Genomic DNA, 26,027 nt, shown 5'->3' with positions numbered 1-26,027 from the left:
TGTTGTATCGATCTTCAAGGGCCATCCAGGCTTTTCAGAAACACCGCCAGGCGGACTTCCTCGACGTTCAAGCCCTTGCGTTTACGCGCGCGCGGCAGGGTGGCCAGTTCGCCGCGGGCAAAGCATTCGAGCAAGGCCGGGTGGATATAGCAGCGCCGGCACACGGCGGGCGTGTTGCCCAGGCGCAAGGCGACCTGCTTGACAGTGTCGACGATCTGTCGGCGCGCTTCGGGTTCCGGTTGCCATTGCAGTTTGCGCAGCAGGTTCAACGCCAGCGCACTGCCGGCCCACGTGCGGTAGTCCTTGGCGGTGAAGTCACTGCCGGTCAATTGTTGCAGGTAGGCATTGATATCGGCAGAGCCGACGCTGTGGCGATTGCCTTGTTCGTCCTGATACTGGAACAGGTCCTGGCCGGGCAGGTCCATGCAGCGCTTGATCAGGTTGGCCAGGCGTCGGTTGCGCAGGGTTACCTGGTGCTCGATACCGCTTTTGCCGCGAAACTGAAAGCGTATGGCAATGCCCTGGACCTTGACGTGGCGGTTGCGCAAGGTGGTCAGGCCGAAGGAGTTGTTGTCGCGGGCGTACTGGCGGTTGCCCACGCGGATCAAGGTGGTGTCGAGCAGGCTGACCACCAGGGCCATGATTTTCTCGCGGTCCATGCCCGGGCGTGCCAAGTGGCTTTCCAGCTGACTGCGCAGCTTGGGCAGCAGGCTGGCGAAGGCTTGCATGCGACCGTACTTGTGGCTGTCGCGAAAATCGCGCCAGCCGGGATGATAGCGGTACTGCTTGCGGCCACGGGCATCGCGTCCGGTGGCCTGCACATGGCCTTGCGGGTCGGCGCAGATCCACACATTGGTATAGGCCGGGGGAATGGCCAGGGCCTTGATCCGCTCCAGGGTGACGGGGTCGTTGATTCGCTGGCCGTCAGCATCCAGGTAGACAAAGCGGCCGCGCAGGGTTTTACGGCGCAGGCCCGGCTGGTTGTCATCGACGTAATGCAGGTTGTCGGGAAGGGCGATTTCGTCCATGGCACATATCCGCTGACCGAATCTGTACTATGGACCGCGCGATCAGCCCAGCAGTGCCACCGACTTGATCTGTGCGATCAATTGCTGGCCGCCGTGCAGGCCCAGTTGGTCGGCCGAGTAGCGGGTGATACGCGCCAGCAGCACGCTGCCGGCAGCATCGAGGCTGACCAGCACGTGGGCACTGTTGTCTGCAGCCTGGTGACCGCTGACCGTTACCGGCAGCCGATTGAGGATGCTTGAACTGGCATCTTCGGCCAGGCTCAGGCTGACATCACGCGCCTGGACCTTGAGTCGTAATGGCGTGCCCAGGGCCAAGGGCGCGTGAGCCAAGCGCAGTTCCAGCGTACTGCCTGGCAGTTGCAGGCCCAGTAACTGGTAGTGGCTGTCGTAGCTGCTGACCAGGCCTTCGATGATCACCCCGGCATCATCGCCCTGTGCCAGCGGCAGGTCGAGGCGAGCGAGGGTGGCGGCAATCGGGCCGCTGGCCTGGACATTACCTTGATCCAGCAGGACCAGATGATCCGCCAGGCGCGCCACCTCATCCTGGGCATGGCTGACATAAATCAGCGGTATTTCCAATTCGGCATGAAGACGCTCCAGGTACGGCAGGATCTCGCGCTTGCGCGGTCCGTCGAGGGCCGCCAGCGGTTCGTCCATCAACAGCAGCTGCGGGCTGCTAAGCAAGGCGCGGGCGATGCCTACCCGTTGTGCTTCGCCGCCGGAAAGGGTGGCAGGCTTGCGGTTGAGCAAATGCTCGATACCCAGCAGCTCGCAGGCTTGATCGAGGCTGACCTTGCGCGACTGCGCCGGGATACGCCGCCAGCCGAAGGTCAGGTTGCCTTGCACGGTCAGGTGTGGAAACAGGCTGGCTTCCTGGAACACGTAGCCGATCGGGCGCAGGTGCGGGGCAATGAAATGATTGCGTCGTGAGTCTTGCCAGACCTGCCCGTTGACCTCGATGTAGGCATCGGACGCGCGCTCGAGACCGGCAAGGCAGCGCAGGCAGGTGGTTTTGCCTGAGCCGGAGTGGCCGAACAGGGCGCTGATGCCGCGACCGGGCAATTGCAGGTCGACATCCAGTTTGAAGTCGTTGCGGGTCACCTTCAGCCGGGCATGAATCATTGACTGCACCGCTCAGCTCCAGGCCGATTTGCCCCGGCGGCTGGAGTACAGCGCCAGTAGCACGAGGAAGGAAAACACCAGCATGGCTCCGGCCAGCCAGTGGGCTTGCTGGTACTCCATGGCTTCGACATGATCGAAAATCTGTACCGACACGACGCGGGTTTTGTCGGGGATGTTGCCGCCGATCATCAGTACCACACCGAACTCACCCACGGTATGGGCGAAGCCGAGGATGCTGGCGGTGATGAAACCGGGCCGTGCCAGGGGCAGCACGACATGGACGAAACAGTCCCAGGGGCTGGCCCGCAAGGTGGCGGCCACTTCCAGCGGACGCTCGCCAATGGCAGTGAAGGCGTTTTGCAGCGGTTGCACGACAAAGGGCATGGAGTAGATGACCGAGCCGATCACCAGGCCGGTAAAGCTGAACACCACGGTGCCCAGCCCCAGCGCTTCGGTGGTCTGGCCAATCCAGCCGTTGGGCCCCAGGGCCAGCAACAGGTAGAAGCCGATCACCGTCGGTGGCAGCACCAAGGGCAGTGCCACCACGGCGCCCACCGGCCCGCGCAGCCAGGAGCGCGTGCGCGCAAGCCACCAGGCGATGGGCGTCCCCACCAGCAGTAAAATCAGGGTGGTCAGGCTGGCCAGTTTGAAGGTCAGCCAGATGGCACCCAGGTCGCTGGCGTCCAGTGGCATCAGATTTCGTAGCCGTAGGATTTGATCAGTGCGGTGGCTTTCGGGCCTTTGAGGTATTCGACCAAGGCTTTGGCGGCGGCGTTGTCCTTGCCCTTGTTGAGGATCACGGCATCTTGCTTGATCGGCTCATGCAGGCTGGCGGGCACGATCCAGGCCGAGCCCTCGGTGACTTTGCCATCCTTGTAGATCTGCGACAGGGCGACAAAGCCCAGTTCGGCATTACCGGTGGATACGAACTGGAAGGCCTGGGTGATGTTCTGACCCTCGACGAGTTTGCCTTTGGTGGCGTCGGTCAGCTTGAGTTTGTCCAGCACCTGGGTCGCGGCCAGGCCGTACGGTGCGGCTTTGGGGTTGGCGATGGACAGGTGCTTGAATTCATTTTTCTTTAGCACCTCACCTTTGTCATCGACGTAGCCAGGCTTGGCCGACCACAGGGCCAGGGTGCCGACGGCATAGGTAAAGCGTGAGCCTTTGACGGTATCGCCTTCGCTTTCCAGCTTGGCCGGGGTGCTGTCGTCGGCGGCGAGGAATACTTCGAATGGCGCACCGTTCTTGATTTGCGCGTAGAACTGCCCGGTCGCCCCGTAGGCGGCGACCAGCTTGTGCCCGGTGTCTTTCTCGAAGTCTTTGGCGATGGCCTGGATCGGCGCTGTGAAGTTGGCTGCAACAGCCACCTGAACCTCATCGGCCCAGGCGCTGTTGAAAGTCATGAACGTGGCCAGGGCGGCCAGGGCAAAACGGGGGGCGCACTTACTCATGAAACACAGCTCCATGGGCTGAAGGGAATCGTTGTATACAAGAATATATAGCGATTTCCCGACAAACGGAAAGCGCTGCGTTAACGGCGCAGTTGAGTAAGTGCTTTTTCAGCCAGGCTGCGGGTCAGCTCGCCGGCCGGCAAGGCCCGGGCCAGACGCGCCGCCTGTCCCGACCAGAGGTTGCTGAAATCGCTGCTGCCGTTGGGTTCGCTGATGGCCCGCAGCGGCATCAGGGCGCCGCCGGCCAGCGGAAAACGCGGTGCCAGGTCACTGATGGGGCCGAGTTCACGCATGATCCGGGTGGTAATACCCCGGGCCGGGCGGCCGGTGAACAGGTTGGTCAGTGCAGTTTCGCTGTCCTTGGAGGTCTGCAGGGCCTGGCGATGGGCGGCCGAGACCTTGGCTTCCGGGCACAACAGGTAGGCGGTGCCCAGTTGCACGCCCGACGCACCCAGCGCCAGGGCGGCGACAATGCCGCGGTGGTCGCCAATACCGCCGGCTGCGATTACCGGCACGCTTACGGCATCGACCACCTGCGGCACCAGGGCCAGGGTACCGACCTGGGTGTTGAGGTCGGTGCTCAGGAACATCCCGCGGTGGCCGCCGGCTTCATAGCCCATGGCAATGATGGCATCGCAACCGTGCTGTTCCAGCCAGATGGCCTCGTCGACAGTGGTGGCACTGGACAGCACCTTCGCCCCGGTGGCCTTGACCCGTGCCAGCAAACTCGCCTCGGGCAGGCCGAAGTGGAAGCTGACGACGGCGGGCTTGAAGGCTTCGACCAGGCTGCAGGTGGCGTCGTCGAACGGCGCGCGGTTGGACACCGGCGTTGGCGCATCGAAGTCGGCGCCAAGCTCTGCATAGTAGGGCTTGAGTGCCTGTTTCCAGGCCGCATCGCGGGCCGGGTCAGGTTCAGGCGGCTGGTGGCAGAAAAAGTTGAGGTTGAGCGGGCCGTTGCAGGCCTGTTTGAAGGCCTGCAACTCGGCGCGGATCTGCTCCAGGTTCAAGGTTGCACACGGCAACGACCCGAGGCCGCCGGCATGGCTCACGGCAATGGCCATGGCCGAACCGGTGGAGCCGGCCATGGGCGCTTGAATAATCGGCAGCTCGATCCCCAGCAGGTCGAGAAGGCGGGTGTCTGGCCATTGACTCATCCTGGAACTCCTTGTGCGCAGGCAACCTTTACAGCGCTTTGCTTACCTTGATGTCGGTGATGTTTTTAGCGTCTTCGCCGTGGAGCTTCTGCAGGGCGGCCTGTACTTCTTCGGGCGCGTCGCTGCTCAACTGGGCAAAGTCGAAACGACGCTCACCGTCGATCTTGTACTTGATGACGTACTTGGTGGTCTGGCTCATGGCTTATCTCAGTTTCGACGACGAACGGCGGATGAACTTGATCTTGTGGGTGAAGGTCGGCTTGGTCACGGCCGACAGCGCGCGCGGGCCAACGGTGTCGATGGTGATGTTCCAGAAGCCGGTGCTGGGCACGGTGATCTTCGCCGGGAAGTCGACAAACGCGCCGCCATGATAGGTGTGGCGGCCGCCGTTCTTGAAGCTGCGGAAGTTGGCGTCGTTCATCAGGCGGATGTTGCAGCGCTGGGAACACTCGATGACGACAATGTCGTCTTCGTTGAGGTGTTCGCGCTGGTGTACGAATTTCATGTTGCTCTCCGCAATGGATCTTTGGGCAAATCAAAACGATACCATGATCACAGGTTACACTCCCGCCCTTCGTGCCTGGGCCAAGATAAATCTGCCAATCAAGGGAGCAAAATGGTCTTGGCGCGGTCAGAGTGTTTTTCCGTGGTGGAGGTGTAGCTTGATGAAGTGGGTTGTAGTGGCGTTGGCGGCAACACTGGGCGGGTGTGTCAGCGTGTCGGAGCTTGAGCGCTCGCCAGAAACCTTGAACGTGATTTCCGGCAAGAAGCCCAAGGCATACGCTGATTGCGTACAGAAGCAACTGGCCGAAACCCGCGGCCCGCTGGAAGTGGAGCCGTACCATGACGGCTTGCGCCTGGTGGTACCGCAAAAGCTCGGTAGCGGCCCTGCGGCCCTGGTGGACATCAACGAGCGCGGTAGCGGCAGCAGCATCAAGCTGTACGAACGCCTGAACAATTTCCCCCTGCGCCTGGGTGACGTGAAAACTGCGGCGACTCGCTGCATTTCTGGCTAAGGCTTCAGCGCGCCAGCCCCTGCTTGATCAAAATGGGCTGCCCGGCAGCCCCGCCTTCAGCCTGACATCCGCTCTATCAGCGTCCACAACCGCGCATCCTCGAAATCTGCCACGACCAGTTGCGCGCCCGCCGCCAGCAGGGCGTCGGCCGGTTGGCTGGTGGACAGCCCGACGGTAAAGATCCCGGCCCGGCTGGCGGCAGTCACCCCCGGTACCGAATCCTCGAACGCCAATGCCTGCCCGGCGCGGGCCTGCAAACGCTCAAGCGCGCTCAGGTAGGGCAGCGGATCGGGCTTGGCGCGCAGCAGTTCCTCGGCGACCAGTACATGTTCAAAACGCCCGCCCAGGCCCATGGCGTCGAGCATGTGCACGGCATTGGCGCGGGGCGCGTTGGTCACTACGGCCATGCCGATACCGGCCTGCTCGGCATGTTCAAGCAGGCGCAGCAACCCGGCGGTGGGCTGCAAGGTCGGTGACAAGGCGCGAAAGCGCGCTTCTTTGCGGTCGGCAAAGGCCTGGTGCTCGGCCAGCGGGCGCCCAGGGAACAGGTAGCGGCACAGGTCGGCATTGGCACGGCCGCTGACGTGGGCGTCGAATTCTGCTTCGGTCAGTACCCGGCCTTCTTCGAGCAGCAGTTGTTGCATGGCCAGCAGGTGAAGTTTGTCGGTATCGGTCAGGGTACCGTCGAGGTCGAACAACAGGGCTTCAAGCATGTAAGGCATCCCTTGCAAAGGCCGCTCATCATAACCCGATCGAGGGGGCTGGTCAGTGCGCGCACAAAAGAGTACAAATGTACTCCATGAGCACACTATCTCCCAAACGCAGTGCGATCCTCACGTTCATTCGCGAGCGTATCGCCGACCATGGCCAGCCCCCGAGCCTGGCCGATATCGCCACGGCCTTCGGTTTTGCCTCGCGCAGCGTGGCGCGCAAGCACATCCAGGCGTTGTGCGAGGCCGGTTTCATCGAAGTCACCCCCAACCAGGCCCGCGGCATTCGCCTGGCCGGGGTGTTGCGCCGCCCCGAGGTGCTGGAAATCCCGGTGCTGGGGCAGGTGGCCGCCGGGCGGCCGATTGGCCCGGACGTCGACATCCACGAGCAACTGATGCTCGACGCCCAGCTGTTCAGCCGCTCACCTGACTACCTGCTCAAGGTGCGCGGCGACTCGATGCTCGAAGACGGCATCCTCGACGGCGACCTGGTGGGCATCAAGCAACAGGCCGAGGCCCGTGACGGGCAGATCATCGTCGCGCGCCTCGATGGCGAGGTGACGATCAAGCGTTTCGAGCGGGTCAGCGCCGCGCACTACCGCTTGCTGCCGCGCAACCCGGCTTATGCGCCCATCGAGGTGGGCCCGGGGCAGGACTTCGCGATCGAAGGCGTGTTCTGTGGCCTGGTGAGGCGCGGCTGATGGGCGCGCTGATCAGCCTCGACGGGCTGCTCGACCAGCAACGGGTCTGGAAGGGCCGCCCGCAGGTCCAGTGCAAGGGTTTGCAGCCCACTGGCCATGCCGTGCTCGACAGCGCCTTGCCGGGCGGCGGGTGGCCGCCCGCCGCCCTGACCGAGGTATTGCTGGCCGCTGAGGGCTGCGGCGAGCTGCAATTGCTCTGGCCAAGCCTGGCGCGCCTGACCACCAGCGGTGAGCGGGTGGTGCTGATTGCGCCGCCGTTCATTCCCTACGCCCCGGCCTGGCAGGCCGCCGGGGTCGATCTGCAGCAGCTGGCGCTGGTCGAGGCGGCGGCCGACGAGGTGCTCTGGGCGGCCGAACAATGCTTGCGTTCGGGCAGTTGTGGCGCGGTGCTGTGCTGGCCGCACAAGGCCGACGACCGTGCCTTGCGCCGCTTGCAGGTGGCCGCCGAAAGCGGCCAGACCCTGGCGTTTGCCTTGCGCCCCCTGCAGGTGGCGCTGAACCCTTCACCCGCTGCCTTGCGCATTGCCGTCGATGCCCGCCCGGCCCAATGGCGGGTGCTCAAGTGCCGCGGCGGCCTGGCTCCGGCGGCACCCATTGCCTGCCCCGGGCGAGGCTGATGGATCATGCTCTGGGCTTGTATTGTGCTGCCGCAGCTGGCACTCGACGCCGTGCTGCGCGGGCGCGACGATCCTGACACGCCGCTGGCGTTGCTCAGTGGCCCTCCGCAACGCCGGGTGTTGCAGGCGGTCAACCCGGCGGCGGCAGCGCTTGGCCTGCGTGCCGGTCAGGCACTGACCACGGCCCAGGCGCTGGCTGGGCATTTCACCTGTGTCGACCATGACCCGACGGCTATCAATGGGTTGCAGCAACTGCTTGCGGCCTGGGCGTACCGCTTCAGTTCCCAGGTCAGCCTGCATTACCCACGGGTATTGTTGCTGGAAGTCGAATCCAGCCTGGGGCTGTTTGGCCCCTGGCCTGCGTTCGAAGCGCGCTTGCGCGCCGAGCTGAGCGCCCTGGGGTTCCGGCATCGCATTGTCCTGGCCAGCAACCCGGTCGCCGCGCGGATGCTCGCCAACTGCCATGACGGGTTGGCACTCGATTGCCCCGAACAGACCCGCGCAGCGCTGGAGCAACTGCCCATTGAGCGGGTCGGGCTGCCCGCCGAGGCGGCCAGTGCCTTTGCCCGCATGGGCCTGCGCCGGCTCGGCCAGGTCATGGCGTTACCGCGTCAGGCGCTGGCCCTGCGCTTTGCCGCAGCGGTGCAACTGCACCTGGATCGCCTGCTGGGGCTGCGGCCCATGGCGTTGACTTTCTACCTGCCACCGGATCGCTTCGATGCCCGGCTGGAGCTGAATTTCGATGTCGAGTCCCATCAGGCCTTGCTCTTCCCCCTGCGCCGCCTGATCAACGACCTGGCCGCGTTTCTGGCCGGTCGCGACAGTGGCGTGCAGCGTTTTACCCTGCACCTGGAACATGCCGAAGTGGCCGATACCTGCGTGGCCGTAGGCCTGCTGGCCGCCGAGCGCGATCCGCTGATGCTGTTCGAGCTGGCCCGGGGGCGCCTGGAGCAACTGCAGCTGGGCGCGCCGGTGCGCAACTTGCGGTTGCTGGCCGAAGACCTGCCGGCCTTTGTGCCGCAGCACCGTGAACTGTTCGACCCGCGCCCGCAGCAGAACCAGCCCTGGGAGCAGTTGCGCGAACGTCTGCGTGCGCGCCTGGGCGACAACGCGGTGCGCGGTCTGGCGGCCCAGGCCGACCATCGTCCGGAGTGCGCCTGGCAACTCGACAGCGGCATGACACGGGCGCCAGCCACACCACCGTCGCCGCGCCCAGGCTGGTTGCTGGCCGCGCCCCAGGCCTTGCCTGGGGTAGGTGTGCAACTGCTGACCGGCGCCGAGCGGATCGAATCCGGCTGGTGGGATGGCGGCGATGTGCGCCGCGACTACTACCGGGTGCAGACCCCGACCGGGTTGTACGCCTGGGCTTACCGTAACCTGGGCGAAGACGGGCCGTTGTGGCTGCAAGGCTGGTTTGCATGACGACACCGGTGGCCTATGCCGAGCTGCACTGCCTGTCCAACTTCAGCTTCCAGCGTGGTGCTTCCAGTGCCCAGGAGCTGTTTCGCCGCGCCCGCCACCAGGGCTATCAGGCGTTGGCGATCACTGATGAGTGCACCCTGGCCGGGATCGTCCGCGCCTGGCAGGCAGCCAAGGCGGTGGAGCTGCCGTTGATCGTCGGCAGTGAAATCCGTGTGCACGAGGGGCCCAAGCTGGTGCTGCTGGCCGAGAACCTGACGGGCTACCAGCACCTGTGCCGGCTGATTACCCTGGGGCGACGGCGGGCGGAGAAGGGTGCCTATCAGGTCCTGCGTGAAGACTTTGATGGCCCGCTGGACGGCCTGTTGGCACTGTGGCTGCCAGACGGCGATGCGCATGACCTGCAGGTCGGTCAGTGGCTGCAAGCGCGCTTTGCAGAGCGCCTGTGGCTGGCGGTGGCGTTGCACCGCGGTGCCGACGATGGCCAGCGCCTGCAACAACTGCTGGCCCTGGCAAAGAGCCTGGGCATCGCCGCGGTGGCGAGCGGCGATGTGCACATGCATGCCCGCGGGCGTCGGGCGCTGCAAGACAGCATGACCGCCATCCGTCATCACTGCACCGTGGCGCAGGCCGGGCAACGCCTGTTCGCCAACGGCGAGCGCCACCTGCGGCCGCTGGCACAGCTGGCCGAGCTGTATCCGCCGGCCTTGCTCGAGGAAACCTTGCGCATTGCCGCCCGTTGCCGTTTCGACCTGAGCCAGTTGCGTTACCAGTACCCGCGCGAGCTGGTCCCCGAGGGGCACACGGCCAGTGCCTGGCTACGTCATCTGTGCGAGAAAGGGGCAGGCTGGCGCTGGCCGGGCGGCATTGAGGCGAAAGCGCGCCAGGCCCTGGAGCACGAGCTCGGGCTGATTGCCGAGTTGAACTACGAAAGCTATTTCCTCACCGTCCACGACATCGTCAACTTTGCCCGTGGCCAGGGCATTCTCTGCCAGGGGCGTGGCTCGGCGGCCAACTCGGTGGTGTGTTTCGTGCTGGGCATTACCGAGCTCGACCCGATGCGCAGCCACCTGCTGTTCGAGCGTTTCCTGTCCCGTGAACGCGACGAACCGCCCGATATCGATGTCGATTTCGAACACGAGCGCCGCGAAGAAGTCCTGCAGTATGTGTTCAGTCGCTACGGTCGCCATCGTGCCGCCCTGACTGCCGTGGCCAGTACCTACCATGCCGCAGGCGCGGTACGCGATATCGCCCGGGTGTTGGGCCTGCCGGTGGCGCAGATCAATGCCCTGGCCGATTGCTGTGGCCGCTGGAGTGACCGCTTGCCTTCAGCCGAACAACTGGCCGAAGCCGGTTTCGACGCCGACAGTCCGTTGCTGCACCGGGTGCTGACGCTGACCGGGGAATTGATCGGCTTTCCCCGGCACCTGTCGCAGCACCCGGGTGGTTTTGTTATCAGCGAGCAGCCGCTGGACACCCTGGTGCCGGTGGAGAACGCTGCCATGGACGGCCGCACGGTGATCCAGTGGGACAAGGATGACCTCGACCTGGTTGGCCTGCTCAAGGTCGATATCCTCGCCCTGGGCATGCTCAGTGCCTTGCGCCGCTGTTTCGACCTGTTGTACCGCCACCGCGGGCGCCGGCTGAGCCTGGCGCAGATCCCTGCCGATTGCGCGGCCACCTATGAAATGATCGGCCGCGCCGACACCGTCGGCGTGTTCCAGATCGAGTCGCGGGCGCAGATGGCCATGTTGCCGCGGCTCAAACCGAAGAATTTCTACGACCTGGTGATCGAGGTGGCCATCGTCCGGCCCGGGCCGATCCAGGGCGACATGGTCCACCCTTACCTGCGCCGGCGTCAGGGCCTGGAGCCGGTGAGCTATCCGTCACCCGAGCTGCGCGCAGTGTTCGAGCGCACCCTGGGCGTGCCGTTGTTCCAGGAGCAGGTGATGGAGCTGGCGATGGTCGCCGGCGGCTATTCGGCGGGCGAGGCCGATCAGCTGCGGCGGGCCATGGCCGCCTGGAAACGTCACGGTGGCCTGGAGCCGCACCGTGAACGACTGATCAAAGGCATGCTCGGCAACGGTTACAGCAGCGAGTTCGCCGAACGCATTTTTGAGCAGATCAAAGGTTTTGGCAGTTATGGCTTTCCGGAGTCCCACGCCGCCAGCTTCGCCTTGCTGACCTACGCCAGTTGCTGGCTCAAGTGCCATGAGCCGGCGATCTACGCCTGCGCGCTGATCAACAGCTGGCCCATGGGCTTCTACAGCCCCGACCAGATCCTTCAGGATGCGCGCCGTCATCGCATCGAGATTCGTCCGGTGGACGTTTGCCACAGTGACTGGGACTGCAGCCTGGAGCCGGGGGCGGGGCAGGCGTTGGCCCTGCGCCTGGGGTTGCGGCAGGTTCGCGGCTTTCGCCAGGAGGATGCCCGGCGCATCGAGCAGGCGCGGGCCGAGGCGCGCTGGCGTGATGTCGGTGACCTCTGCCAGCGAGCGCACCTCGATGCCCGTGCGCGCGAGCTGCTGGCCGATGCGGGCGCCTTGCGCGGGCTGGCCAGTGATCGCTACCGGGCGCGCTGGAGTGTGGCGGCGGTGCAGGCGCAGTTGCCGCTGTTTGCCGGGGTCGAGGCGCCTGAGGAGGCGCCGGTGAGCTTGCCGCAGCCGTCGGTTGGCGAGGACATGTTCGCCGACTATGCCAGTGTCGGTACGACGCTGGGGCCGCATCCGCTGACGTTATTGCGTCGCCGTCTCGCGGTGTTGGGCTGTCGCAGTTCGCTGGAGCTGGAGCAGGCCGAGCATGGTGACAAGGTCAGTGTGGCCGGGCTGGTAACCGGCCGGCAGCGCCCGCAGACGGCCAGTGGCGTGACCTTTGTCACCCTTGAGGACGAGTTCGGCAACGTCAACGTGGTGGTCTGGCGTGAACTGGCCGAGCGTCAGCGCCGGGCCCTGATAGGCGCCCGGTTGCTGCGGGTGAGTGGACGGCTTGAGTGTGAGAGCGGCGTGCGCCACCTGATCGCCCAGCGCCTGGAAGACCTCAGCCACCTGTTGCAGGGGCTGGATGTGCGGAGCCGGGATTTCCACTGAAGCGCTTCTATTCCGGGGCCGCGCAACGGTCGCCATCCCTCTACGCAACTATCGAACTCAAACCATGGCCAGGTGCTGCTTGCGGGTTGGCGCCGGGAAGGCGCGGTCAATCGCGCGCAGGTCTTCGCTGCTCAGGCTCAGGTTGGCTGCTGCCGCATTCAGGCGTACATGTTCGGGCGTCACCGCCTTGGGGATGGCAATCACGCCGTCCTGACGGGTGACCCAGGCCAGGCACACCTGGGCCGGGGTGGCACCATGACGCTCGGCAATTTCCTGCAACGTCGGGTGCTTGAGCAGGCGGCCGGCCTGCGCCAGCGGACAGTAGGCCATGATCGGCAACTGGCGTTTGCGGCTCCAGGGCAGCAGGTCGAATTCAATGCCGCGTTGCGACGGGTTGTACAGCACCTGGTTGGTGGCGCAGTTGTCGCTGTATTGGTACAGCTCACGCAGGTCGTCGACATCCAGGTTCGACACGCCCCAGCGCCCGATCTTGCCGGCTTCACGCAGGCGCTCGAAGGCTTCGACGGTTTCTTCCAGCGGATACTGGCCACGCCAGTGCAGCAAGTACAGGTCGATGTAATCGGTGCCCAGGCGTTTGAGGCTGCGTTCGCACGCGGCGGGCACACCGTTGCGGCTGGCGTTGTGCGGGTAGACCTTGCTGACCAGGAACACCTGGTCGCGACGCCCGGCAATGGCCTGGCCCACCACCTCTTCCGCACCGCCCTCGGCATACATCTCGGCGCTGTCGATCAATGTCAGGCCCAGCTCGATACCCTGTTGCAGGGCCGCCACTTCATGGTTGCGCTGGCCTGGGTCCTCACCCATGTACCAGGTACCTTGGCCGATGGCCGCTACGGTTGTGCCGGCAAACTTCACTGTACGCATTTCACCTCCTGGGAGCGGGTTGATTGCTGTAGTACATCGAGCAGCGCCTGGGCTGCAGCCGAGAGTTTATGATCAGCCAGAAGGAACACGCCAAGGCGTCGTTCGATGACCGGTTCGACCAGGGCCACGCAATGGGCGCCGAGCTCTTCCATCTGGCGAATGCACAAGGCCGGTACTGCACTGACGCCCAGGCCATTGGCAACCATGCGGCCGATGGTCGACAGCTGGTGACTCTCGAACGCCACTGCCAGCTTGCCATGTTCGGCCGCCAGGTGCTGCTCCAGTAACAGGCGCACCGCCGAAGGCCGTTGCAGGGCGATGAAGTCTTCGGCCAGCAGTTCGCGCCAGGTGACCTGTTGCTGCCGGGCCAGGGGCGAGTCGGTGGGGACCACCGCGACGAAGCGGTCCAGGTACAACGGTTTGAACAGCATCGGCTCGCTGGCCTCCGGTTCAAAGCCGATGCCCAGTTCGACGCGGCGATGGCGCACCAGTTCCAGTACCTGCTCGTTGATGACGTCGTGCACGGTGACGTTGACCCGCGGGTAGCGCTGGCGAAACTCCTTGAGTGTGGCCGGCAGCAGGTTGCCGGCAAAGGCCGGCATGGCGGCGATGGACACCCGGCCCAGTTGCAGGGTGAAGCGCTGGCGCAGCAGTTCTTCAGTGTTGTCCCAATCAGCCAGTAGTTGCCGGGCCAGGGGCAGCAATACTTCACCTTCGGGGGTCAGGCTGACACTGCGGGTGGTACGGCTGAGCAGGGCACCGCCCAGATTGTCTTCAAGGGCCTTGATCGTCAGGCTCAGGGCCGGCTGCGAGACGTGCAGGTGCTCGCCGGCCTGAGCGAAGCTCTGGAATTTGGCGACGGTGACAAAGGCGCGCAGCTGTTTGACGTTCATCAGGGTGGGCTATTCTTTTGAAAAATTAATTAAACGATCACAAAAACAAAATTAACAAATAAGTGCAATGGGGTGAAGATGGCGCAAACGCTCGCCGACACCCTTGTCGGATCAACAACTACAAAAGGCGGATCAGCATGGCCGGACTGGACAAGCGCGTAGCAACCTATGAACAGGCTCTTGAAGGCCTGACCGACAACATGACAGTACTGGCCGGCGGTTTTGGCCTGTGCGGCATCCCGGAAAACCTCATCAACGAGATCAAGCGCCGCGGCGTCAAGGGCCTCACCGTGGTTTCCAACAACTGCGGCGTCGATGGCTTTGGCCTGGGCGTGCTGCTCGAAGACCACCAGATCCGCAAGATGATCGCCTCCTATGTCGGCGAAAACGCCGAATTCGAGCGCCAGTTGCTCAGCGGCGAGCTGGAAGTCGAACTGACCCCGCAAGGTACCCTGGCGGAAAAAATGCGTGCAGGCGGCGCGGGCATCCCGGCGTTCTTCACCGCTACCGGTTACGGCACCCCGGTTGCCGACGGCAAGGAAGTGCGTGAGTTCAACGGTCGCAAGTACATCATGGAAGAAGCCATTACCGGCGACTTCGCCATCGTCAAAGGCTGGAAGGCTGACCACTACGGCAACGTGGTGTACCGCAACACCGCCCAGAACTTCAACCCGCTGGCTGCCACCGCCGGCAAGATCACTGTGGTCGAGGTCGAGGAGATCGTCGAGCCGGGTGTGCTGTTACCTACCGAGATCCATACCCCGGGTATCTATGTCGACCGGGTGATTGTCGGCACCTTCGAGAAGCGTATCGAAAAACGCACCCTCAAAGCCTGACCCATCCCCGAACAGAACAACAAAGAGATCCTGACCATGGCACTTACCCGCGAACAAATGGCTCAACGCGTCGCCCGCGAACTCAAGGACGGTTACTACGTCAACCTCGGCATCGGCATTCCAACCCTGGTGGCCAACTACGTCCCGGCGGACATGGACGTGATGCTGCAATCGGAAAACGGCCTGCTGGGCATGGGCGAATTCCCGACCGAAGCGCAGCTTGATGCCGACATGATCAACGCCGGCAAGCAAACCGTGACGGCCCGCCGTGGCGCGTCGATTTTCAGCTCCGCTGAATCCTTCGCCATGATCCGTGGCGGTCATGTCGACCTGACCGTGCTGGGCGCCTTCGAGGTCGACGTCGAAGGCAACATCGCCTCGTGGATGATCCCCGGCAAACTGGTCAAGGGCATGGGCGGGGCGATGGACCTGGTGGCCGGCGCCGACAACATCATCGTCACCATGACCCATGCCTCCAAAGACGGCGAGTCCAAACTGCTGTCGCGCTGCAGCCTGCCGCTGACCGGCGCCGGTTGCATCCGCAAGGTGCTGACTGACCTGGCCTACCTGGAAATCGAAAACGGCGCTTTCATCCTGCGCGAAACCGCACCGGGTGTGACCGTCGAAGAGATTATCGAGAAGACCGCAGGCAAGCTGATCGTCGCCGACGATGTCAAAGAGATGACCTTCTGATCTGATTTTCCGTGTTGTAAATGCAGGCCTAATCGCCGGCATGATGGGCTCCCGCAGTGCGAACCACGCATTCCTCTGCAGGAGCCGGTTGTACCCGTGAAAGGCTTGTGCAAAAAAAAAACGCCCTGCAATGCAGGGCGTTTTTTATTGTGCTGGCGACTCAGCCCGGAATCATCGCAAAGCCGACGCCAAAACGGTTCCAGGCGTTGATGGTGGCAATGGCCAGAGTCAGGTTGACCACCTCGGCTTCGCTGAAGTGTTCGAGCAAGGCGCGGTACTGGTGGTCCGGTGCATGCCGCTCGGGCAGGCGGGTCAGGCTTTCGGTCCAGGCCAGGGCGGCGCGTTCGCGCGGGCTGAAGAAGGCGGTGTCTTCCCAGACGCTCAGGGTCTGCAGGCGCGCTTCGGTTTCCCCGGCCTTGCGCGCATCGTTGGCGTGCATGTTGACGCAGTAGGCGCAGCCATTGATCTGCGAGGCGCGCAGGCGGATCAGCTCGAGCAGCGAGTTTTCCAGCCCGGACTTGCCCAGGGCCATTTCCAGGCCGACCATGGCTTTATAGGCTTCAGGTGCGTGTTTGGCCCATTCGATACGGTTGCTCATCAGTGCTCTCCAGTCAGTTCCGCATCAGGCGGCGATGGCACTACCTTAGCGCTACGGCGTTGCAGCTTGGATAGCCAATCGCGGCAAATCCGAGGGGGCCAATTAGCCCAGGGTCTGCAACGTGTCCCGTACCCGGTCCAGGGCCGGGTCGATGTCGAGCAGCTCGATCGCGCCAAAGCCCAGCAGCAAGCCCGGCCGCGGCGGCGCCATGACATAGAAGCGGTCCAGCGCGTACAAACCGACGTCGACCTTGCGCGCCATGTTGATCAGGAACGCCACGTCGAGGTCGCCCTTGGCCAGGGCGCTCAGGTGATAGCCGGCGGTGGCCGGCACCGCCTCGAACCAGGGCGCCAGATCGCCACGAAGGCGCTGCAGGATCCGTTCGCGGCGTGCGGCATACACCTCGTGAACGCGGCGGATGTGCTTGAGCAACGCACCTTCACTGATAAAGCGTGCCAAGGCCCACTGGTTGAGGGTCGGGGTGTGCCAGTCGGTCAGCTGCTTGGCGACGCCAATCGCTTCGCGCAGCGCTTCGGGGACGATGGCATAGCCCAGGCGCAATTCCGGCAACAGGGTTTTCGAAAAGGTCCCGACATAGGCCACCAGGCCATGGCGATCCATGCTCTGCAGCGAGTCGGTGGGGCGCCCTTCGTAGCGAAACTCGCTGTCGTAGTCGTCCTCAATGATGATTGCGCCCAGTGCTGCGGCGCGTTCAAGCAAGGCCAGGCGACGTGCCTGGCTCATGGGCAAGCCCAGGGGAAACTGGTGCGAGGGCGTGACGTAGATCAGCCGGGTGCCTTCGGCGATCTGCTCGACGCACAGGCCCTGGTCATCCACGGGCACGTACTGCACGTCGGCACCCTGGGCCAGAAACAGCTGGCGCGCGGGGGTGTAGCCGGGGTCTTCCATGGCTACCCGGCTGCCGGGTTCGATCAGTATCCGGGCAATCAGGTCCAGGGCTTGTTGGGCACCGTTGCACACCAGTACATCGGCACTGCTACAGCGCACGCCACGGGCGAAGGCGATATGCCGGGCAATGGCTTCGCGCAGTTCCGGCAAGCCCTGGTGGCTGGCATAGCGGGCACTGCTGCGGCGGATCTGGCGCAAGGCGTACTGGTTGCAGCGGCGCCAGTCATCGAACGGAAACTGCGCCTTGCTCGAGGCGCCGCCGATGAAGTCATAGCGTGCGGTGCTCGGTGCCATGTCTGCCAGCGGGTTGGTGCGGGCTCGCCAGCTCGCCAGGGTCTGGGCGCTGGCCAGGGGCACGCTGCTGGCGGGCGACGGGGCGTGGGTGGGGGCAGGGGTGATGAAGGTGCCTTTGCCAACCTTGCCACTGAGCAGGTTGTCGTAGGTCAGGCGGGAATAGGCATCGGTCACGGTCTTGCGCGACACCCCCAGTTGTTCGGCCAGCAGCCGTGTCGGCGGCAGCTGAGTGCCAGCGGCCAGGCGCCCACTGTCGATGCCTTCGCGCAGTTGCCGGTAGAGCTGTTCGGCCAGGCCCTTGCTGCCTTGCAGGCTGATATGAAGTTCCATGCTGGGGCAAATCCGCAGGCGATTGACTGACGCCGAGATTAACCGATTTGCCCGCAAACTGCCGTTGATCCCTTCGCCCGACGCTTGCGCCTGCACGCGCCACACTTTAGGAGTCGGGGTTCGCCGGCTTGCCAGCGAACCTTTTCGCACACCCACAGGAGCGTCGCTATGTACCTGCGAACTCTACTGGGCCTGGCGCTGTTGCTCTCGGCAACAGCTCAGGCTTCCGAATCGATCGCTGAATACCACTACGGCATGCCGCTGGATGTCGCCCAGGTGGTCAACCTCAGCGAGCCTGCAACCGAAATCTGCGATGTGGTACAGGCCAGCATGGTCTATGTCGACTCAGCCGGCCAGCAGCACACGTTGCACTACCTGAAGCTGGCGCAGGTATGCACTGACCGGGGTTAGTCCCAGGCCGGTGCCAGGCTTTCCGGGTTGGTCAGGCGCAAGCCGCTGTCCAGCGTAGCGATCAGGGCCATGTCGTCGGCACTGAGCGTGAGGTTCTGGGACTTGAGGTTGCCCGCCAGGTTCTCGCGCCGGGTCGAGGAGGGGATGACCGCATAGCCAAGCTGCATCGCCCAGGCCAGGGTGACCTGTGCCGGGGTGGCGTTGTGCTGCCCGGCAATTTTCTCGATGACCGGGTCGCTAAGCACCTTGCCGTAGCCCAGGGTCATGTAGGAGGTCACCGCAATGCCCTGGTTTTGCATGAACTCGACCAGCTTGCGGTTTTGCAGGTAAGGGTGCAGTTCGATCTGGTTGGTGGCAATCGCCTCCTTGCCAACCACGTCGATGGCTTGGCGCAACAGGTCGATGGTGAAGTTGGAAACGCCGATCTGGCGGGTCAGCCCCTGGGCCTTGGCTTCTGCCAGGGCGCCCATGAACTCGCTGACCGGTACGGCGCCCTTAGGCGAAGGCCAGTGGATCAGGGTCAGGTCCAGGTAATCGGTGCGCAGTTTGCTCAGGCTTTCTTTCAGGCTCGGGATCAGCTTGTCGGCGCCGAGGTTCTCGGTCCAGATCTTGCTGGTCAGGAACAGCTGGTCGCGGGCGATGCCACTGGCGGCAACGGCCTGGCCGACTTCGGCTTCGTTACCGTAGATCTGTGCCGTGTCGACCGCCCGGTAACCGAGCTCCAGCGCCTGGCTGACCGAATCGATTACCACCTGGTCCTTGAGGCGAAAGGTACCCAGGCCGAACAGGGGAATAGACATGTGAGGGCTCCTTGAAAAGGGCTTGAGGAAAAGAGGTGCGCAGTATTGCGACTGCGCAGCCCGGGAAACATCCCCGTTACAACACAACTTTTTTGCCGCCAGCGCACGAATTGCCGGCGCCTGGTGTAGCCTTGCAGGGTCAGTCGCAATGGATTTGGTCATGACCGGGCACAAGCACAGCATTCGTCAACGCAATGTTGACAACATCCTTCTGGCTGCCGAACAAGTATTTGCCGAAAAAGGCTTTGCCGGTACTGCCATGGCCGATATTGCCGAGGCGGCGCATTTGCCGCGCAGCAATGTGCACTACTACTTCAGCACCAAAACCGAGCTTTACCAGGCGGTGTTGTTCGGCCTGCTTGAAGTGTGGAAGCAGGATGCGCTGTGTTTCGAGCTTTACGATGATCCGCGCATCGTCCTCAGCAGCTATATCCGCGCCAAGATGAATCACTCGCGCACGCGGCCTTTTGGCTCGAAAGTCTGGGCCAACGAGATCATCCACGGTGCGCCCAACCTCGGTTCGGCGCTGGATGATCCGCTGTACGACTGGGCGAAAATGAAGGAGGCGAAGATCCGTCAATGGATCGACGACGGCCGCATTCTGCCGGTAGAGCCTTCCGGGCTGCTGTACATGATCTGGGCCTCGACCCAGCATTACGCCGACTTCAGCCACCAGGTCGGCTTGCTCAACGATCACCAGCCACTGACCGACCTGCAGTTCGAGCGGGCGGTGCAGACAGTGACCAGTGTCATCCTGCGGGGTATCGGGTTGGCGCCGTGACCTTACACTGCCCCAGCTTTTTCGCGGGTAAACCCGCTCCCACACAACCATTGCACTCTCTACCTGTGGGAGCGGGTTTACCCGCGAATGTCAGAACTGCGGCGTGTATTTCACGCTGAACATGAAGTTGCGCGGCTCGCCAAAGTTGTTGTTGCCACTGAGCTGATTGTAAGCCGCCACGTAGTAGCGTTTGTCGAACAGGTTCTTGCCGTTCACTGCCAGGCTCACCTCAGGCGTCAGCTGGTAGGCCAGGCGCGCATCCCACACGGCATAACCCGCTACGTCGTAGGTAGACTCGTAACCCAGTGTGTGGCTTTGCGCAGTAAAGCCCAGGCCGGCGCTAACCTTGCTCCAGTCACCCGGCAACTGGTAGTCGCTCCACACCCGCAGCATGTGCTTGGGCGTCCAGGTGCTGAAGGTCTTGCCTTCGTTCTCCGGGTCGTCCAGGTAGGTGGTGGTGTTGTAGGTGTAGCCGGCAAACAGTTGCAGGCCGCTGAGTACCTCGCCGCTGATCTCGGCCTCGATGCCCTGGCTGCGCACCTTGCCGGTGGCGGTCGAGCAATACCAGTCGTCACAGGCAAAGCCTGAGGCCAGGTCCTGGGTCGCGCGGTTCTCCTGGTCGAAGCGGAATACCGCCAGGGAGGTATTGACCTTGCCGTCGAACAGCTCGCCCTTGATGCCCATCTCGTAGTTGCTGCCGATGATCGGCTTGAGCACCGAGCCACTGGCGTCACGTTCGGACTGCGGTACGAAGACGTCGGTGTAGCTGGCGTACACCGCCCACTCGCGGCTCAGGTCGTAGACGATGCCGGCGTAGGGGGTGACTACGCCAGTTTCGGTCATGGTGCTTGGCGCATTGACCGTGCCGGCACGGTTGGTCGGGGTATAGGCAGTGGAGTCATACGTCTGGTCGAACCAGCTGACCCGCGAGCCAAGTACCACCGTCAGGGGTTCGGCAAGCTTGATCCGCCAGCTGCCATACAGACCTTTTTGGCGTACATCATAGGCGCTCCCGGTACCACGGCCGGCGGGGTTGGCCAGCAGGCTGTCGTAGTCGATGTCAGGGCGGTGGTGGTCGATATCGAACACGGTGTCGTCGCTGGCATTGAAGGTGCGGGCGAAAAGGTCATCGGTGGTCAGCTTGGAGTAGTTGCCGCCGAGGGTGATCTCCTGCTCCAGGCCAAAGCCCTGGAAGCTGCCGACCACGTTCATGTCCACACCCACTTTGGTGGAGTCGAAGTCCGTCACCCAGTCGGCATACGTCACACCGCTGCCATCGAACTCCAGTCCGTCACCGGTGGATTGCACGCGCTGGTGGGCAGAGGTGTTGGTTTCGCTCATGCGTACGCCGGCGATGCGAAATTTCCAGTCGTCGTTGAAGCGGTGTTCGAGGTCGGCGTAGAGGGTGGTGACGTCGATTTCCGAATGGTTCCAGCGCGAGCCGGTGAAGGTCGAGCGGGGTACGTCCAGCGGGCTGCCGTCGATGTAGCGCGGAAGGCCGCGCAGCATGGGCCGCGACTCGGCATCGGAACGGCTGACCGCCAGGCCCAGGGTGGTGTCTTCGCGCAGGTCGAAGTCCACAGCACCGTAGAGCGAGTGGGTCTTGCTCCATTCGTAGTCGATGAACGAGTCGCTCTGGTCTTCGTCGGCGACAAAGCGTCCGCGTACGGTACCGGCGTCGTTCAGCGGGCCGCCGGCGTCCAGTTGCAGGCCGTAGTGATCCCAGCTGCCGGCCTTGCCGGTGACAGTCACGGTCGGCGCGCTCTGGCCGCGTTTGCGCACCAGGTTGACCGCGCCACCCGGGCTGCCTGTGCCTTGCAGCAGACCCGAGGCGCCGCGCAGCACTTCCATACGGTCGAAGAAAATCAGGTCCTGAGTTGCCCAGTTGCCCAGCGAGTAGGTGTTGCGCGGGATGGGCACGCCGTCGTACTGCCAGTCATCGATCTGAAAACCCCGCGAGTAGATGATCAAGCCCGGGCCCACGCCCTGCAGGCCAACCAGGCCGGTGGTCCTGTTGACGGCGTCCTTGAGATCGACGATGTCCTGATCGTCCATCTGCTTGCGGGTCATCACCGACACCGACTGGGGGATTTCCTTGAGGGTGTGGCTACCCTTGCCAATGGTCGTTGCTCGCGCGGCATAAGACCCCGAACCCTCGGTGGTGGCATCCAGGCCACGGTCGTTGATGCTGGTCGCGCCCAGCTCCAGGGCATTGCCAGCGTCGATCGCAGGCAGCACGCTGAAGTTACCCTGTTCGGTAACCAGCAACTGCAGGCCGCTGCCGGCCAGGGCTTTTTGCATGGCCTGGGTCGCGCTCATGCGCCCGACAATGGCTGGCGCTTGCTTGCCCTGCACCAGCGCCGGCTCCAGTGAAACGATATGCCCGCTCTGCGCCGCAATCGCATTGAGGGTGCTGGCGAGTGAAGCGGCGGGCAGACTGAAGTTCAGGGTCTGTTCCTGGGCCTGGACGGCGCTGGCCAGGGTGGCCAGTGCCACCGCGACAGGAAGGGCGTGGGACCAAGGGTTGAGCACGGAATTCTCCTGATTGTATTGGCGTGTCAGGAGATAGGTGGGATGAGAAATGAAAACCGGACACAAATAAGAGTGATTTTCATAAAAATAATTTCAAGGCGCTCATTTCGCCCCGATCAGGGTCAGCCAGGGGCTGTAGTGATCGACCCGCAATGGCAGGGTTTCGGCCAGGGCCGCGAAGGCACGTTGCGGCTCGTCGAGGGGGAACACACCCTGTACCCGTAATGCGCGCACTGCAGGGTCAACCCGGACAAACCCGCGGTAGTACGGACGCATCGCGTCGACAACGGCCTCCAGAGAGTCGTCCAGTACATTCAGGCGGCCACTTAGCCAGTCGGCACGGTGCAGTTCGCTGTTGCCCAAGGCCTCGATACGTTGCGCATGCAACAGGGCGGCCTGACCTTCCTGGATATCCTGCTCGGCGCCGTTGTACAGGCGTGCGCGCACGGCGTGTTCAAGCACTACCACCCGGGTGCTCTCGGCTTGCTGGCTGACCAGAAAGCGCGTGCCCAGCGCCCGCACTTCGCCTTGGGCAGTGCGTACCCGCAGCGGTCGCTGCGGGTCGGGGGCCACCTGGATCACCAGTTCGCCCTGATGCAGCACCAGCAGCCGCTGTTGCGTATCGAACTGCAGGTCGACGGCGCTGTTGGCATTGAGGCTCAAGCGGCTGCCGTCGGCCAGGGTGAAATGGCGGCGCTCGCCTTTGGCGGTGCGCAGATCGGCCAGCAAGGTTTCGCCCAGCTGACTGCGTGCGCCCAGCCACAGCCCACCGCCCAGCAGGCCGACTGCAGCAAATGAGCGCAGCACATCACGGCGCGAATGGTTGCCCTGCAGCAACAGCTGGCGGGCTTCCCCGGCCTGGCCCGGCACACGCCGGTCGAGCGCGCGCACGGTTCGGCAGGCACCACCGAGGCGCTCCTGCAAGCGGTTCCAGGCATGGGCGTGGGCAGGGTCACTGCTTAGCCACTGGTTGAATTCGTGCTGCAGTTTTTCACCGGGATTGCCGGCGCTCAGGCGCACCATCCAGTCGATGGCCTGTTCGCCTGCCGGGTCGATGCTGCGCTGGCTCATGGCTGCAATTCGCTCAGGTAGCACTGGCGCAGGGCCTGCTGCATGTAGCGGCTCACCGTGCGTTCGGACAGCTCAAGCTTGCGCGCAATCTCCACATAGCTCATGCCGTCCAGCTGGCTGTAAAGGAAGGTGGCCTTGACTGCCATGGGCAGGCCGTCGAGCACCTGGTCGATGGTGACCAGCGCTTCGATCAGCAGCAGTTGTTCTTCGGGGGAGGGCGCCAGGGGCTCGGGTAGCGCAGACAGGCGCTCCAGGTAGGCGTTTTCAAGCTGGCGGCGGCGATGGCGGTCGAAGATCAGCCGGCGGGCGATCGTTGACAGGTAGGCACGCGGTTGCTGGATGCTTTCCGGATCGACTTTGGCGGCCAGCAGCTGGCAGAAGGTTTCGGCCGCCGTGTCTTCAGCGTCGGCACGGTTGCGCAGGCGCTTGTGGATGTGTTGCAGGAGCCAACGGTGATGGTCGCTGAAAAAGAAGCCCAGCTTGCGGGTCGACGGGGTTTGCACCGGGTGGCTATCCAGATGTGAGTGTGAATCGTTCTCAATGCTACCTGTCTGCCGGTGGTTTGTGCAATCGCCTGGCGATGGGTGTCGCACAAAGAAAAGGGGCCGCATCAGCGGCCCCTTGTCAGTCCATCAGGCAATCGGGATCAGCGGATCGGCAGCAGCCAGGGCAGCGGCGCGGTCGGCGGCAGGCGGGTAGATCCAGGTGGTGTTGATCTGGGTCTTGAGTTCTTTTGCCTCTTCGCGCAGCAGTTTGACCTGACGGTCCCAGCCTTCGGTGTACACCGCGCCCCAGGCGCCAAGGTCCAGGCAGGTGACGTACTTGGGCTGGCTATAGGGCGTAGGCTCGACCCCGAGCAGGTCGGCGGCGACGTTGTTGCCGCTGTGACGACCGAGCACGATGGCGTGCTGGCAGGACATCACGGCGAAGTTGCCCAGGTCGTCAGTGGCGGCATAGGCGACATCGCCGGTGGCATAGATATGTGCCTGGCCCTTGACCTTGAGGTTGCGGTCTACATGCAGGCGGCCCTGCGCGTCGCGTTCGCCCGGCACTTGCGCGGTCAGCGCGCTGGCCCGCACACCCACGGTCCAGATAACGGTGCTGGCTTCGATGCGTTCGCCATCGGCGAGGGTCACGCCGCCGGCGTCGACTGCGGCCACCGAAGCATTGACGCGCCATTCCACGCCCAGCGCCTCGGACGCTTCAATGATTGCCGGGCTGATGCCTTCACCCAGCGCCGCGCCGATCTTGGCCCCGCGATCGACGATGATCACCCGTACATTGGCGTCGGCACCGAGGATGGCGCGCAGGCGTCCCGGCATTTCAGTGGCGGTCTCGATCCCGGTGAAGCCACCCCCGGCGACCACCACGGTATTGCGGGCAACCGAGTCCGGCTGGTTGGCCAGTGCCTTGAGGTGCTGCTCCAGGCGTGCGGCCGATTCGATCTGGTCGACATCGAAGGCATGTTCATTGATGCCACTCAGGTCGGGGCGGAACACACCGCTGCCGGCGGCCATTACCAGGCGGTCGTAGGCGATATCGGTTCTCTCGCCTTGGGCATCGGTGTAGCTCACGCGTTTGCCATCTACATCGATCTGCTCGGCAGTGCCCTGGATAAAGGTCACGCCAACGGCGTTGAACAGGTCGCCCAGGGGCGCTTTCATCTGGTGTACGTCCGGCTCGTAGAAGCGTGGACGAATACGCAGTTCGGCCTGAGGTGCCAGGACACTGATGGCGACGTCGTCGCGGCCGTGTTGCTCGAGCAGACGGGCTGCGCTCAATGCGCTCCAGACACCACCAAAACCTGCGCCGACAATCAGAATGTGCTGTTTCATGTAGCTGCTCCGCATGGACGAATTCGATGTTTGTACGGTGGCGCAGTAGCGCCGAACAACTACGACTCTATTGGTCGTAGTTGTTCGGCGCAAGTGATTTTTCATGATGACCCGGCCGGAGAACCGGGTAGGCTTGCCCGAAAGCCGCTCTATTTGATGGTTTCATTGGGCAAATGTGACCCGTTAGGGCATTCTGGAAACCGACATACGGTAGATGCGTTGGATGCTCGGCATTCAAGCAGGTAGAAAAAACTGATAGTATTTGCGACAAGATTAGTCGGAGATAAGCATGTCACTGTATAGCGCCGGAGTGGAGTACGGCATCCACTGCCTGGCCTTCCTGGTCGATGAACTGGGCGACAGCCGCGAAGCCAGCGTGCGCGACCTTGCAGAACTGCAAGGGGTGCCGCAGGAGTACCTGGCCAAGGTGTTCACCAAGCTGGCCAAGGCCGGCCTGGTGGCCGCAACCGAAGGGGTGCGCGGCGGGTTCAGGCTGGCGCGCCCGGCCGATGAAATCAGTGTGCTGGACATCGTCAGTGCCATTGACGGGCGCAAGATGATTTTCGAGTGCCGCGACGTGCGCGACCGCTGCGCGCTGTTCGACGGCTCGCCGCCGACCTGGGCGCAGGAGGGCACCTGTTCCATCCATGCAGTAATGCTGACGGCACAAAAGCGTATGGAAGAAGCCCTGGCCCAGCAGACCATCCTCGATATCGCCCGGCGTGTGGGGCGCAAGGCGCCACCCGAGTTTTCCACGCAGGTGGCCGACTGGATGAACGATCGCCGTGCAGGCAAGGCGGCAGATGCTGGGCAAGGCGACATCCCCTTGGTGGATGTCAGTCAGTAGCGCCTCGA

At 63.6% G+C, this 26,027-nt stretch carries 27 protein-coding genes; 10 read left to right on the top strand and 17 right to left on the bottom strand.

Annotated features, from left to right (window positions below):
• Positions 1–14: 14 nt before the first annotated feature.
• The 7 genes from DM813_RS12385 to DM813_RS12360 form a co-directional block, all read right to left on the bottom strand.
• Complete coding sequence (locus DM813_RS12385) at positions 15–1,028, bottom strand: DNA topoisomerase IB (RefSeq protein WP_128323684.1); 1,014 nt, start codon at positions 1,026–1,028, stop codon at positions 15–17.
• 42 nt (positions 1,029–1,070) lie between these two features.
• A complete protein-coding gene (modC, locus tag DM813_RS12380) occupies positions 1,071–2,159 on the bottom strand; it encodes a molybdenum ABC transporter ATP-binding protein (protein ID WP_128323683.1) in 1,089 nt (362 codons plus the stop codon).
• 3 nt (positions 2,160–2,162) lie between these two features.
• Positions 2,163–2,843 (bottom strand): molybdate ABC transporter permease subunit, encoded by a 681-nt coding sequence (modB, locus tag DM813_RS12375; RefSeq protein ID WP_128323682.1) that lies wholly within the window; start codon positions 2,841–2,843, stop codon positions 2,163–2,165.
• Entirely contained in the window at positions 2,843–3,601 is a 759-nt protein-coding gene (modA, locus tag DM813_RS12370) for a molybdate ABC transporter substrate-binding protein (protein WP_128323681.1), read from the bottom strand. Before modA ends, modB begins: the two co-directional genes overlap by 1 nt.
• Before the next feature lie 80 nt (positions 3,602–3,681).
• A complete protein-coding gene (locus DM813_RS12365) occupies positions 3,682–4,755 on the bottom strand; it encodes an NAD(P)H-dependent flavin oxidoreductase (protein ID WP_128323680.1) in 1,074 nt (357 codons plus the stop codon).
• A 28-nt stretch (positions 4,756–4,783) separates the two neighbouring features.
• Positions 4,784–4,954, bottom strand: a complete 171-nt coding sequence (locus DM813_RS28435) for a hypothetical protein (RefSeq protein WP_164897238.1) — start codon at positions 4,952–4,954, stop codon at positions 4,784–4,786.
• Positions 4,955–4,957: 3 nt separating this feature from the next.
• A complete protein-coding gene (locus DM813_RS12360) occupies positions 4,958–5,260 on the bottom strand; it encodes a DUF1883 domain-containing protein (protein ID WP_038612501.1) in 303 nt (100 codons plus the stop codon).
• Positions 5,261–5,420: 160 nt separating this feature from the next.
• Here DM813_RS12360 and DM813_RS12355 point away from each other — a divergent pair, with 160 nt between their 5' ends.
• On the top strand, positions 5,421–5,771 hold the full coding sequence (locus DM813_RS12355) for a hypothetical protein (RefSeq protein WP_128323679.1): 351 nt from the start codon (positions 5,421–5,423) through the stop codon (positions 5,769–5,771).
• 56 nt (positions 5,772–5,827) lie between these two features.
• Here DM813_RS12355 and DM813_RS12350 read toward each other — a convergent pair whose 3' ends face one another.
• Positions 5,828–6,484: an HAD family hydrolase gene (locus DM813_RS12350; protein ID WP_128323678.1), complete on the bottom strand. Its 657-nt coding sequence runs from the start codon at positions 6,482–6,484 to the stop codon at positions 5,828–5,830.
• A 77-nt stretch (positions 6,485–6,561) separates the two neighbouring features.
• Here DM813_RS12350 and lexA point away from each other — a divergent pair, with 77 nt between their 5' ends.
• From lexA to DM813_RS12330, 4 genes are read left to right on the top strand one after another with little or no spacing between them, the layout of a single operon-like run.
• Positions 6,562–7,182 carry a transcriptional repressor LexA gene (gene lexA / locus DM813_RS12345; RefSeq protein WP_128323677.1) on the top strand — a complete coding sequence of 207 codons (621 nt, stop codon included), beginning with the start codon at positions 6,562–6,564 and terminating at the stop codon, positions 7,180–7,182.
• Complete coding sequence (gene imuA, locus DM813_RS12340) at positions 7,182–7,799, top strand: translesion DNA synthesis-associated protein ImuA (protein ID WP_128323676.1); 618 nt, start codon at positions 7,182–7,184, stop codon at positions 7,797–7,799. The genes lexA and imuA overlap by 1 nt, the downstream gene beginning before the upstream one ends.
• Before the next feature lie 6 nt (positions 7,800–7,805).
• Positions 7,806–9,221: a Y-family DNA polymerase gene (locus DM813_RS12335; RefSeq protein WP_128323675.1), complete on the top strand. Its 1,416-nt coding sequence runs from the start codon at positions 7,806–7,808 to the stop codon at positions 9,219–9,221.
• Complete coding sequence (locus tag DM813_RS12330; protein WP_206617380.1) at positions 9,197–12,304, top strand: error-prone DNA polymerase; 3,108 nt, start codon at positions 9,197–9,199, stop codon at positions 12,302–12,304. The genes DM813_RS12335 and DM813_RS12330 overlap by 25 nt, the downstream gene beginning before the upstream one ends.
• A 57-nt stretch (positions 12,305–12,361) precedes the next feature.
• On the opposite strand, the gene DM813_RS12325 is transcribed toward DM813_RS12330, so the two are convergent.
• Positions 12,362–13,189 carry an aldo/keto reductase gene (locus DM813_RS12325; protein WP_128323673.1) on the bottom strand — a complete coding sequence of 276 codons (828 nt, stop codon included), beginning with the start codon at positions 13,187–13,189 and terminating at the stop codon, positions 12,362–12,364.
• Entirely contained in the window at positions 13,177–14,082 is a 906-nt protein-coding gene (locus tag DM813_RS12320; RefSeq protein WP_128323672.1) for a LysR family transcriptional regulator, read from the bottom strand. Before DM813_RS12320 ends, DM813_RS12325 begins: the two co-directional genes overlap by 13 nt.
• Positions 14,083–14,219: 137 nt before the next feature.
• On the opposite strand from DM813_RS12320, the gene DM813_RS12315 reads away from it, so the two are divergent.
• Together DM813_RS12315 and DM813_RS12310 are read left to right on the top strand one after the other, a co-directional pair.
• Positions 14,220–14,918: a CoA transferase subunit A gene (locus tag DM813_RS12315; protein ID WP_128323671.1), complete on the top strand. Its 699-nt coding sequence runs from the start codon at positions 14,220–14,222 to the stop codon at positions 14,916–14,918.
• Between the two features lie 36 nt (positions 14,919–14,954).
• Positions 14,955–15,611: a CoA transferase subunit B gene (locus DM813_RS12310; RefSeq protein ID WP_128323670.1), complete on the top strand. Its 657-nt coding sequence runs from the start codon at positions 14,955–14,957 to the stop codon at positions 15,609–15,611.
• Positions 15,612–15,771: 160 nt separating this feature from the next.
• Here the strand turns inward: DM813_RS12310 and DM813_RS12305 are convergent, their stop codons facing one another.
• Positions 15,772–16,209, bottom strand: coding sequence for a carboxymuconolactone decarboxylase family protein (locus DM813_RS12305; protein ID WP_128323669.1), 438 nt, complete (start codon positions 16,207–16,209; stop codon positions 15,772–15,774).
• Positions 16,210–16,311: 102 nt separating this feature from the next.
• On the bottom strand, positions 16,312–17,742 hold the full coding sequence (locus tag DM813_RS12300) for a PLP-dependent aminotransferase family protein (protein ID WP_128323668.1): 1,431 nt from the start codon (positions 17,740–17,742) through the stop codon (positions 16,312–16,314).
• Positions 17,743–17,910: 168 nt separating this feature from the next.
• On the opposite strand from DM813_RS12300, the gene DM813_RS12295 reads away from it, so the two are divergent.
• Positions 17,911–18,153 carry a DUF2790 domain-containing protein gene (locus DM813_RS12295; RefSeq protein ID WP_128323667.1) on the top strand — a complete coding sequence of 81 codons (243 nt, stop codon included), beginning with the start codon at positions 17,911–17,913 and terminating at the stop codon, positions 18,151–18,153.
• Here DM813_RS12295 and dkgB read toward each other — a convergent pair.
• Positions 18,150–18,953 (bottom strand): 2,5-didehydrogluconate reductase DkgB, encoded by an 804-nt coding sequence (gene dkgB, locus DM813_RS12290; RefSeq protein ID WP_128323666.1) that lies wholly within the window; start codon positions 18,951–18,953, stop codon positions 18,150–18,152. The genes DM813_RS12295 and dkgB overlap by 4 nt on opposite strands.
• A gap of 160 nt (positions 18,954–19,113) precedes the next feature.
• On the opposite strand from dkgB, the gene DM813_RS12285 reads away from it, so the two are divergent.
• The gene (locus DM813_RS12285; RefSeq protein ID WP_128323665.1) at positions 19,114–19,734 is read left to right on the top strand and encodes a TetR/AcrR family transcriptional regulator; all 621 of its coding nucleotides are present in this window, start codon (positions 19,114–19,116) and stop codon (positions 19,732–19,734) included.
• Between the two features lie 90 nt (positions 19,735–19,824).
• On the opposite strand, the gene DM813_RS12280 is transcribed toward DM813_RS12285, so the two are convergent.
• From DM813_RS12280 to DM813_RS12265, 4 genes are all read right to left on the bottom strand, one after another.
• Positions 19,825–22,266: a TonB-dependent siderophore receptor gene (locus DM813_RS12280; protein ID WP_128323664.1), complete on the bottom strand. Its 2,442-nt coding sequence runs from the start codon at positions 22,264–22,266 to the stop codon at positions 19,825–19,827.
• A 102-nt stretch (positions 22,267–22,368) separates the two neighbouring features.
• Positions 22,369–23,337, bottom strand: coding sequence for a FecR domain-containing protein (locus tag DM813_RS12275; RefSeq protein WP_128323663.1), 969 nt, complete (start codon positions 23,335–23,337; stop codon positions 22,369–22,371).
• Positions 23,334–23,840, bottom strand: a complete 507-nt coding sequence (locus DM813_RS12270; protein ID WP_128323662.1) for a sigma-70 family RNA polymerase sigma factor — start codon at positions 23,838–23,840, stop codon at positions 23,334–23,336. The genes DM813_RS12275 and DM813_RS12270 overlap by 4 nt, the downstream gene beginning before the upstream one ends.
• Before the next feature lie 129 nt (positions 23,841–23,969).
• Complete coding sequence (locus DM813_RS12265) at positions 23,970–25,172, bottom strand: NAD(P)/FAD-dependent oxidoreductase (RefSeq protein ID WP_128323661.1); 1,203 nt, start codon at positions 25,170–25,172, stop codon at positions 23,970–23,972.
• A 289-nt stretch (positions 25,173–25,461) separates the two neighbouring features.
• Between DM813_RS12265 and DM813_RS12260 the strand changes: the two genes are divergently transcribed.
• Complete coding sequence (locus DM813_RS12260; RefSeq protein ID WP_128323660.1) at positions 25,462–26,019, top strand: RrF2 family transcriptional regulator; 558 nt, start codon at positions 25,462–25,464, stop codon at positions 26,017–26,019.
• Positions 26,020–26,027: the final 8 nt, after the last annotated feature.

It is taken from the genome of Pseudomonas alkylphenolica, from assembly GCF_004025535.1.
GTDB lineage: Bacteria > Pseudomonadota > Gammaproteobacteria > Pseudomonadales > Pseudomonadaceae > Aquipseudomonas > Aquipseudomonas alkylphenolica_A.
Note: the sequence above shows the minus strand (reverse complement) of the source record. Positions and strands in the feature narration are given on the sequence as shown.

Coding starts and splice junctions, on each gene's coding strand:
- DM813_RS12385 (WP_128323684.1), bottom strand. CDS start 1,028: ATGGACGAAATCGCCCTTCCCGACAACCTGCATTACGTCGATGACAAC.
- modB (WP_128323682.1), bottom strand. CDS start 2,843: ATGCCACTGGACGCCAGCGACCTGGGTGCCATCTGGCTGACCTTCAAA.
- modA (WP_128323681.1), bottom strand. CDS start 3,601: ATGAGTAAGTGCGCCCCCCGTTTTGCCCTGGCCGCCCTGGCCACGTTC.
- DM813_RS12365 (WP_128323680.1), bottom strand. CDS start 4,755: ATGAGTCAATGGCCAGACACCCGCCTTCTCGACCTGCTGGGGATCGAG.
- DM813_RS28435 (WP_164897238.1), bottom strand. CDS start 4,954: ATGAGCCAGACCACCAAGTACGTCATCAAGTACAAGATCGACGGTGAG.
- DM813_RS12360 (WP_038612501.1), bottom strand. CDS start 5,260: ATGAAATTCGTACACCAGCGCGAACACCTCAACGAAGACGACATTGTC.
- DM813_RS12355 (WP_128323679.1), top strand. CDS start 5,421: ATGAAGTGGGTTGTAGTGGCGTTGGCGGCAACACTGGGCGGGTGTGTC.
- DM813_RS12350 (WP_128323678.1), bottom strand. CDS start 6,484: ATGCTTGAAGCCCTGTTGTTCGACCTCGACGGTACCCTGACCGATACC.
- lexA (WP_128323677.1), top strand. CDS start 6,562: ATGTACTCCATGAGCACACTATCTCCCAAACGCAGTGCGATCCTCACG.
- imuA (WP_128323676.1), top strand. CDS start 7,182: ATGGGCGCGCTGATCAGCCTCGACGGGCTGCTCGACCAGCAACGGGTC.
- DM813_RS12335 (WP_128323675.1), top strand. CDS start 7,806: ATGCTCTGGGCTTGTATTGTGCTGCCGCAGCTGGCACTCGACGCCGTG.
- DM813_RS12325 (WP_128323673.1), bottom strand. CDS start 13,189: ATGCGTACAGTGAAGTTTGCCGGCACAACCGTAGCGGCCATCGGCCAA.
- DM813_RS12320 (WP_128323672.1), bottom strand. CDS start 14,082: ATGAACGTCAAACAGCTGCGCGCCTTTGTCACCGTCGCCAAATTCCAG.
- DM813_RS12315 (WP_128323671.1), top strand. CDS start 14,220: ATGGCCGGACTGGACAAGCGCGTAGCAACCTATGAACAGGCTCTTGAA.
- DM813_RS12310 (WP_128323670.1), top strand. CDS start 14,955: ATGGCACTTACCCGCGAACAAATGGCTCAACGCGTCGCCCGCGAACTC.
- DM813_RS12305 (WP_128323669.1), bottom strand. CDS start 16,209: ATGAGCAACCGTATCGAATGGGCCAAACACGCACCTGAAGCCTATAAA.
- DM813_RS12300 (WP_128323668.1), bottom strand. CDS start 17,742: ATGGAACTTCATATCAGCCTGCAAGGCAGCAAGGGCCTGGCCGAACAG.
- DM813_RS12295 (WP_128323667.1), top strand. CDS start 17,911: ATGTACCTGCGAACTCTACTGGGCCTGGCGCTGTTGCTCTCGGCAACA.
- dkgB (WP_128323666.1), bottom strand. CDS start 18,953: ATGTCTATTCCCCTGTTCGGCCTGGGTACCTTTCGCCTCAAGGACCAG.
- DM813_RS12285 (WP_128323665.1), top strand. CDS start 19,114: ATGACCGGGCACAAGCACAGCATTCGTCAACGCAATGTTGACAACATC.
- DM813_RS12275 (WP_128323663.1), bottom strand. CDS start 23,337: ATGAGCCAGCGCAGCATCGACCCGGCAGGCGAACAGGCCATCGACTGG.
- DM813_RS12265 (WP_128323661.1), bottom strand. CDS start 25,172: ATGAAACAGCACATTCTGATTGTCGGCGCAGGTTTTGGTGGTGTCTGG.
- DM813_RS12260 (WP_128323660.1), top strand. CDS start 25,462: ATGTCACTGTATAGCGCCGGAGTGGAGTACGGCATCCACTGCCTGGCC.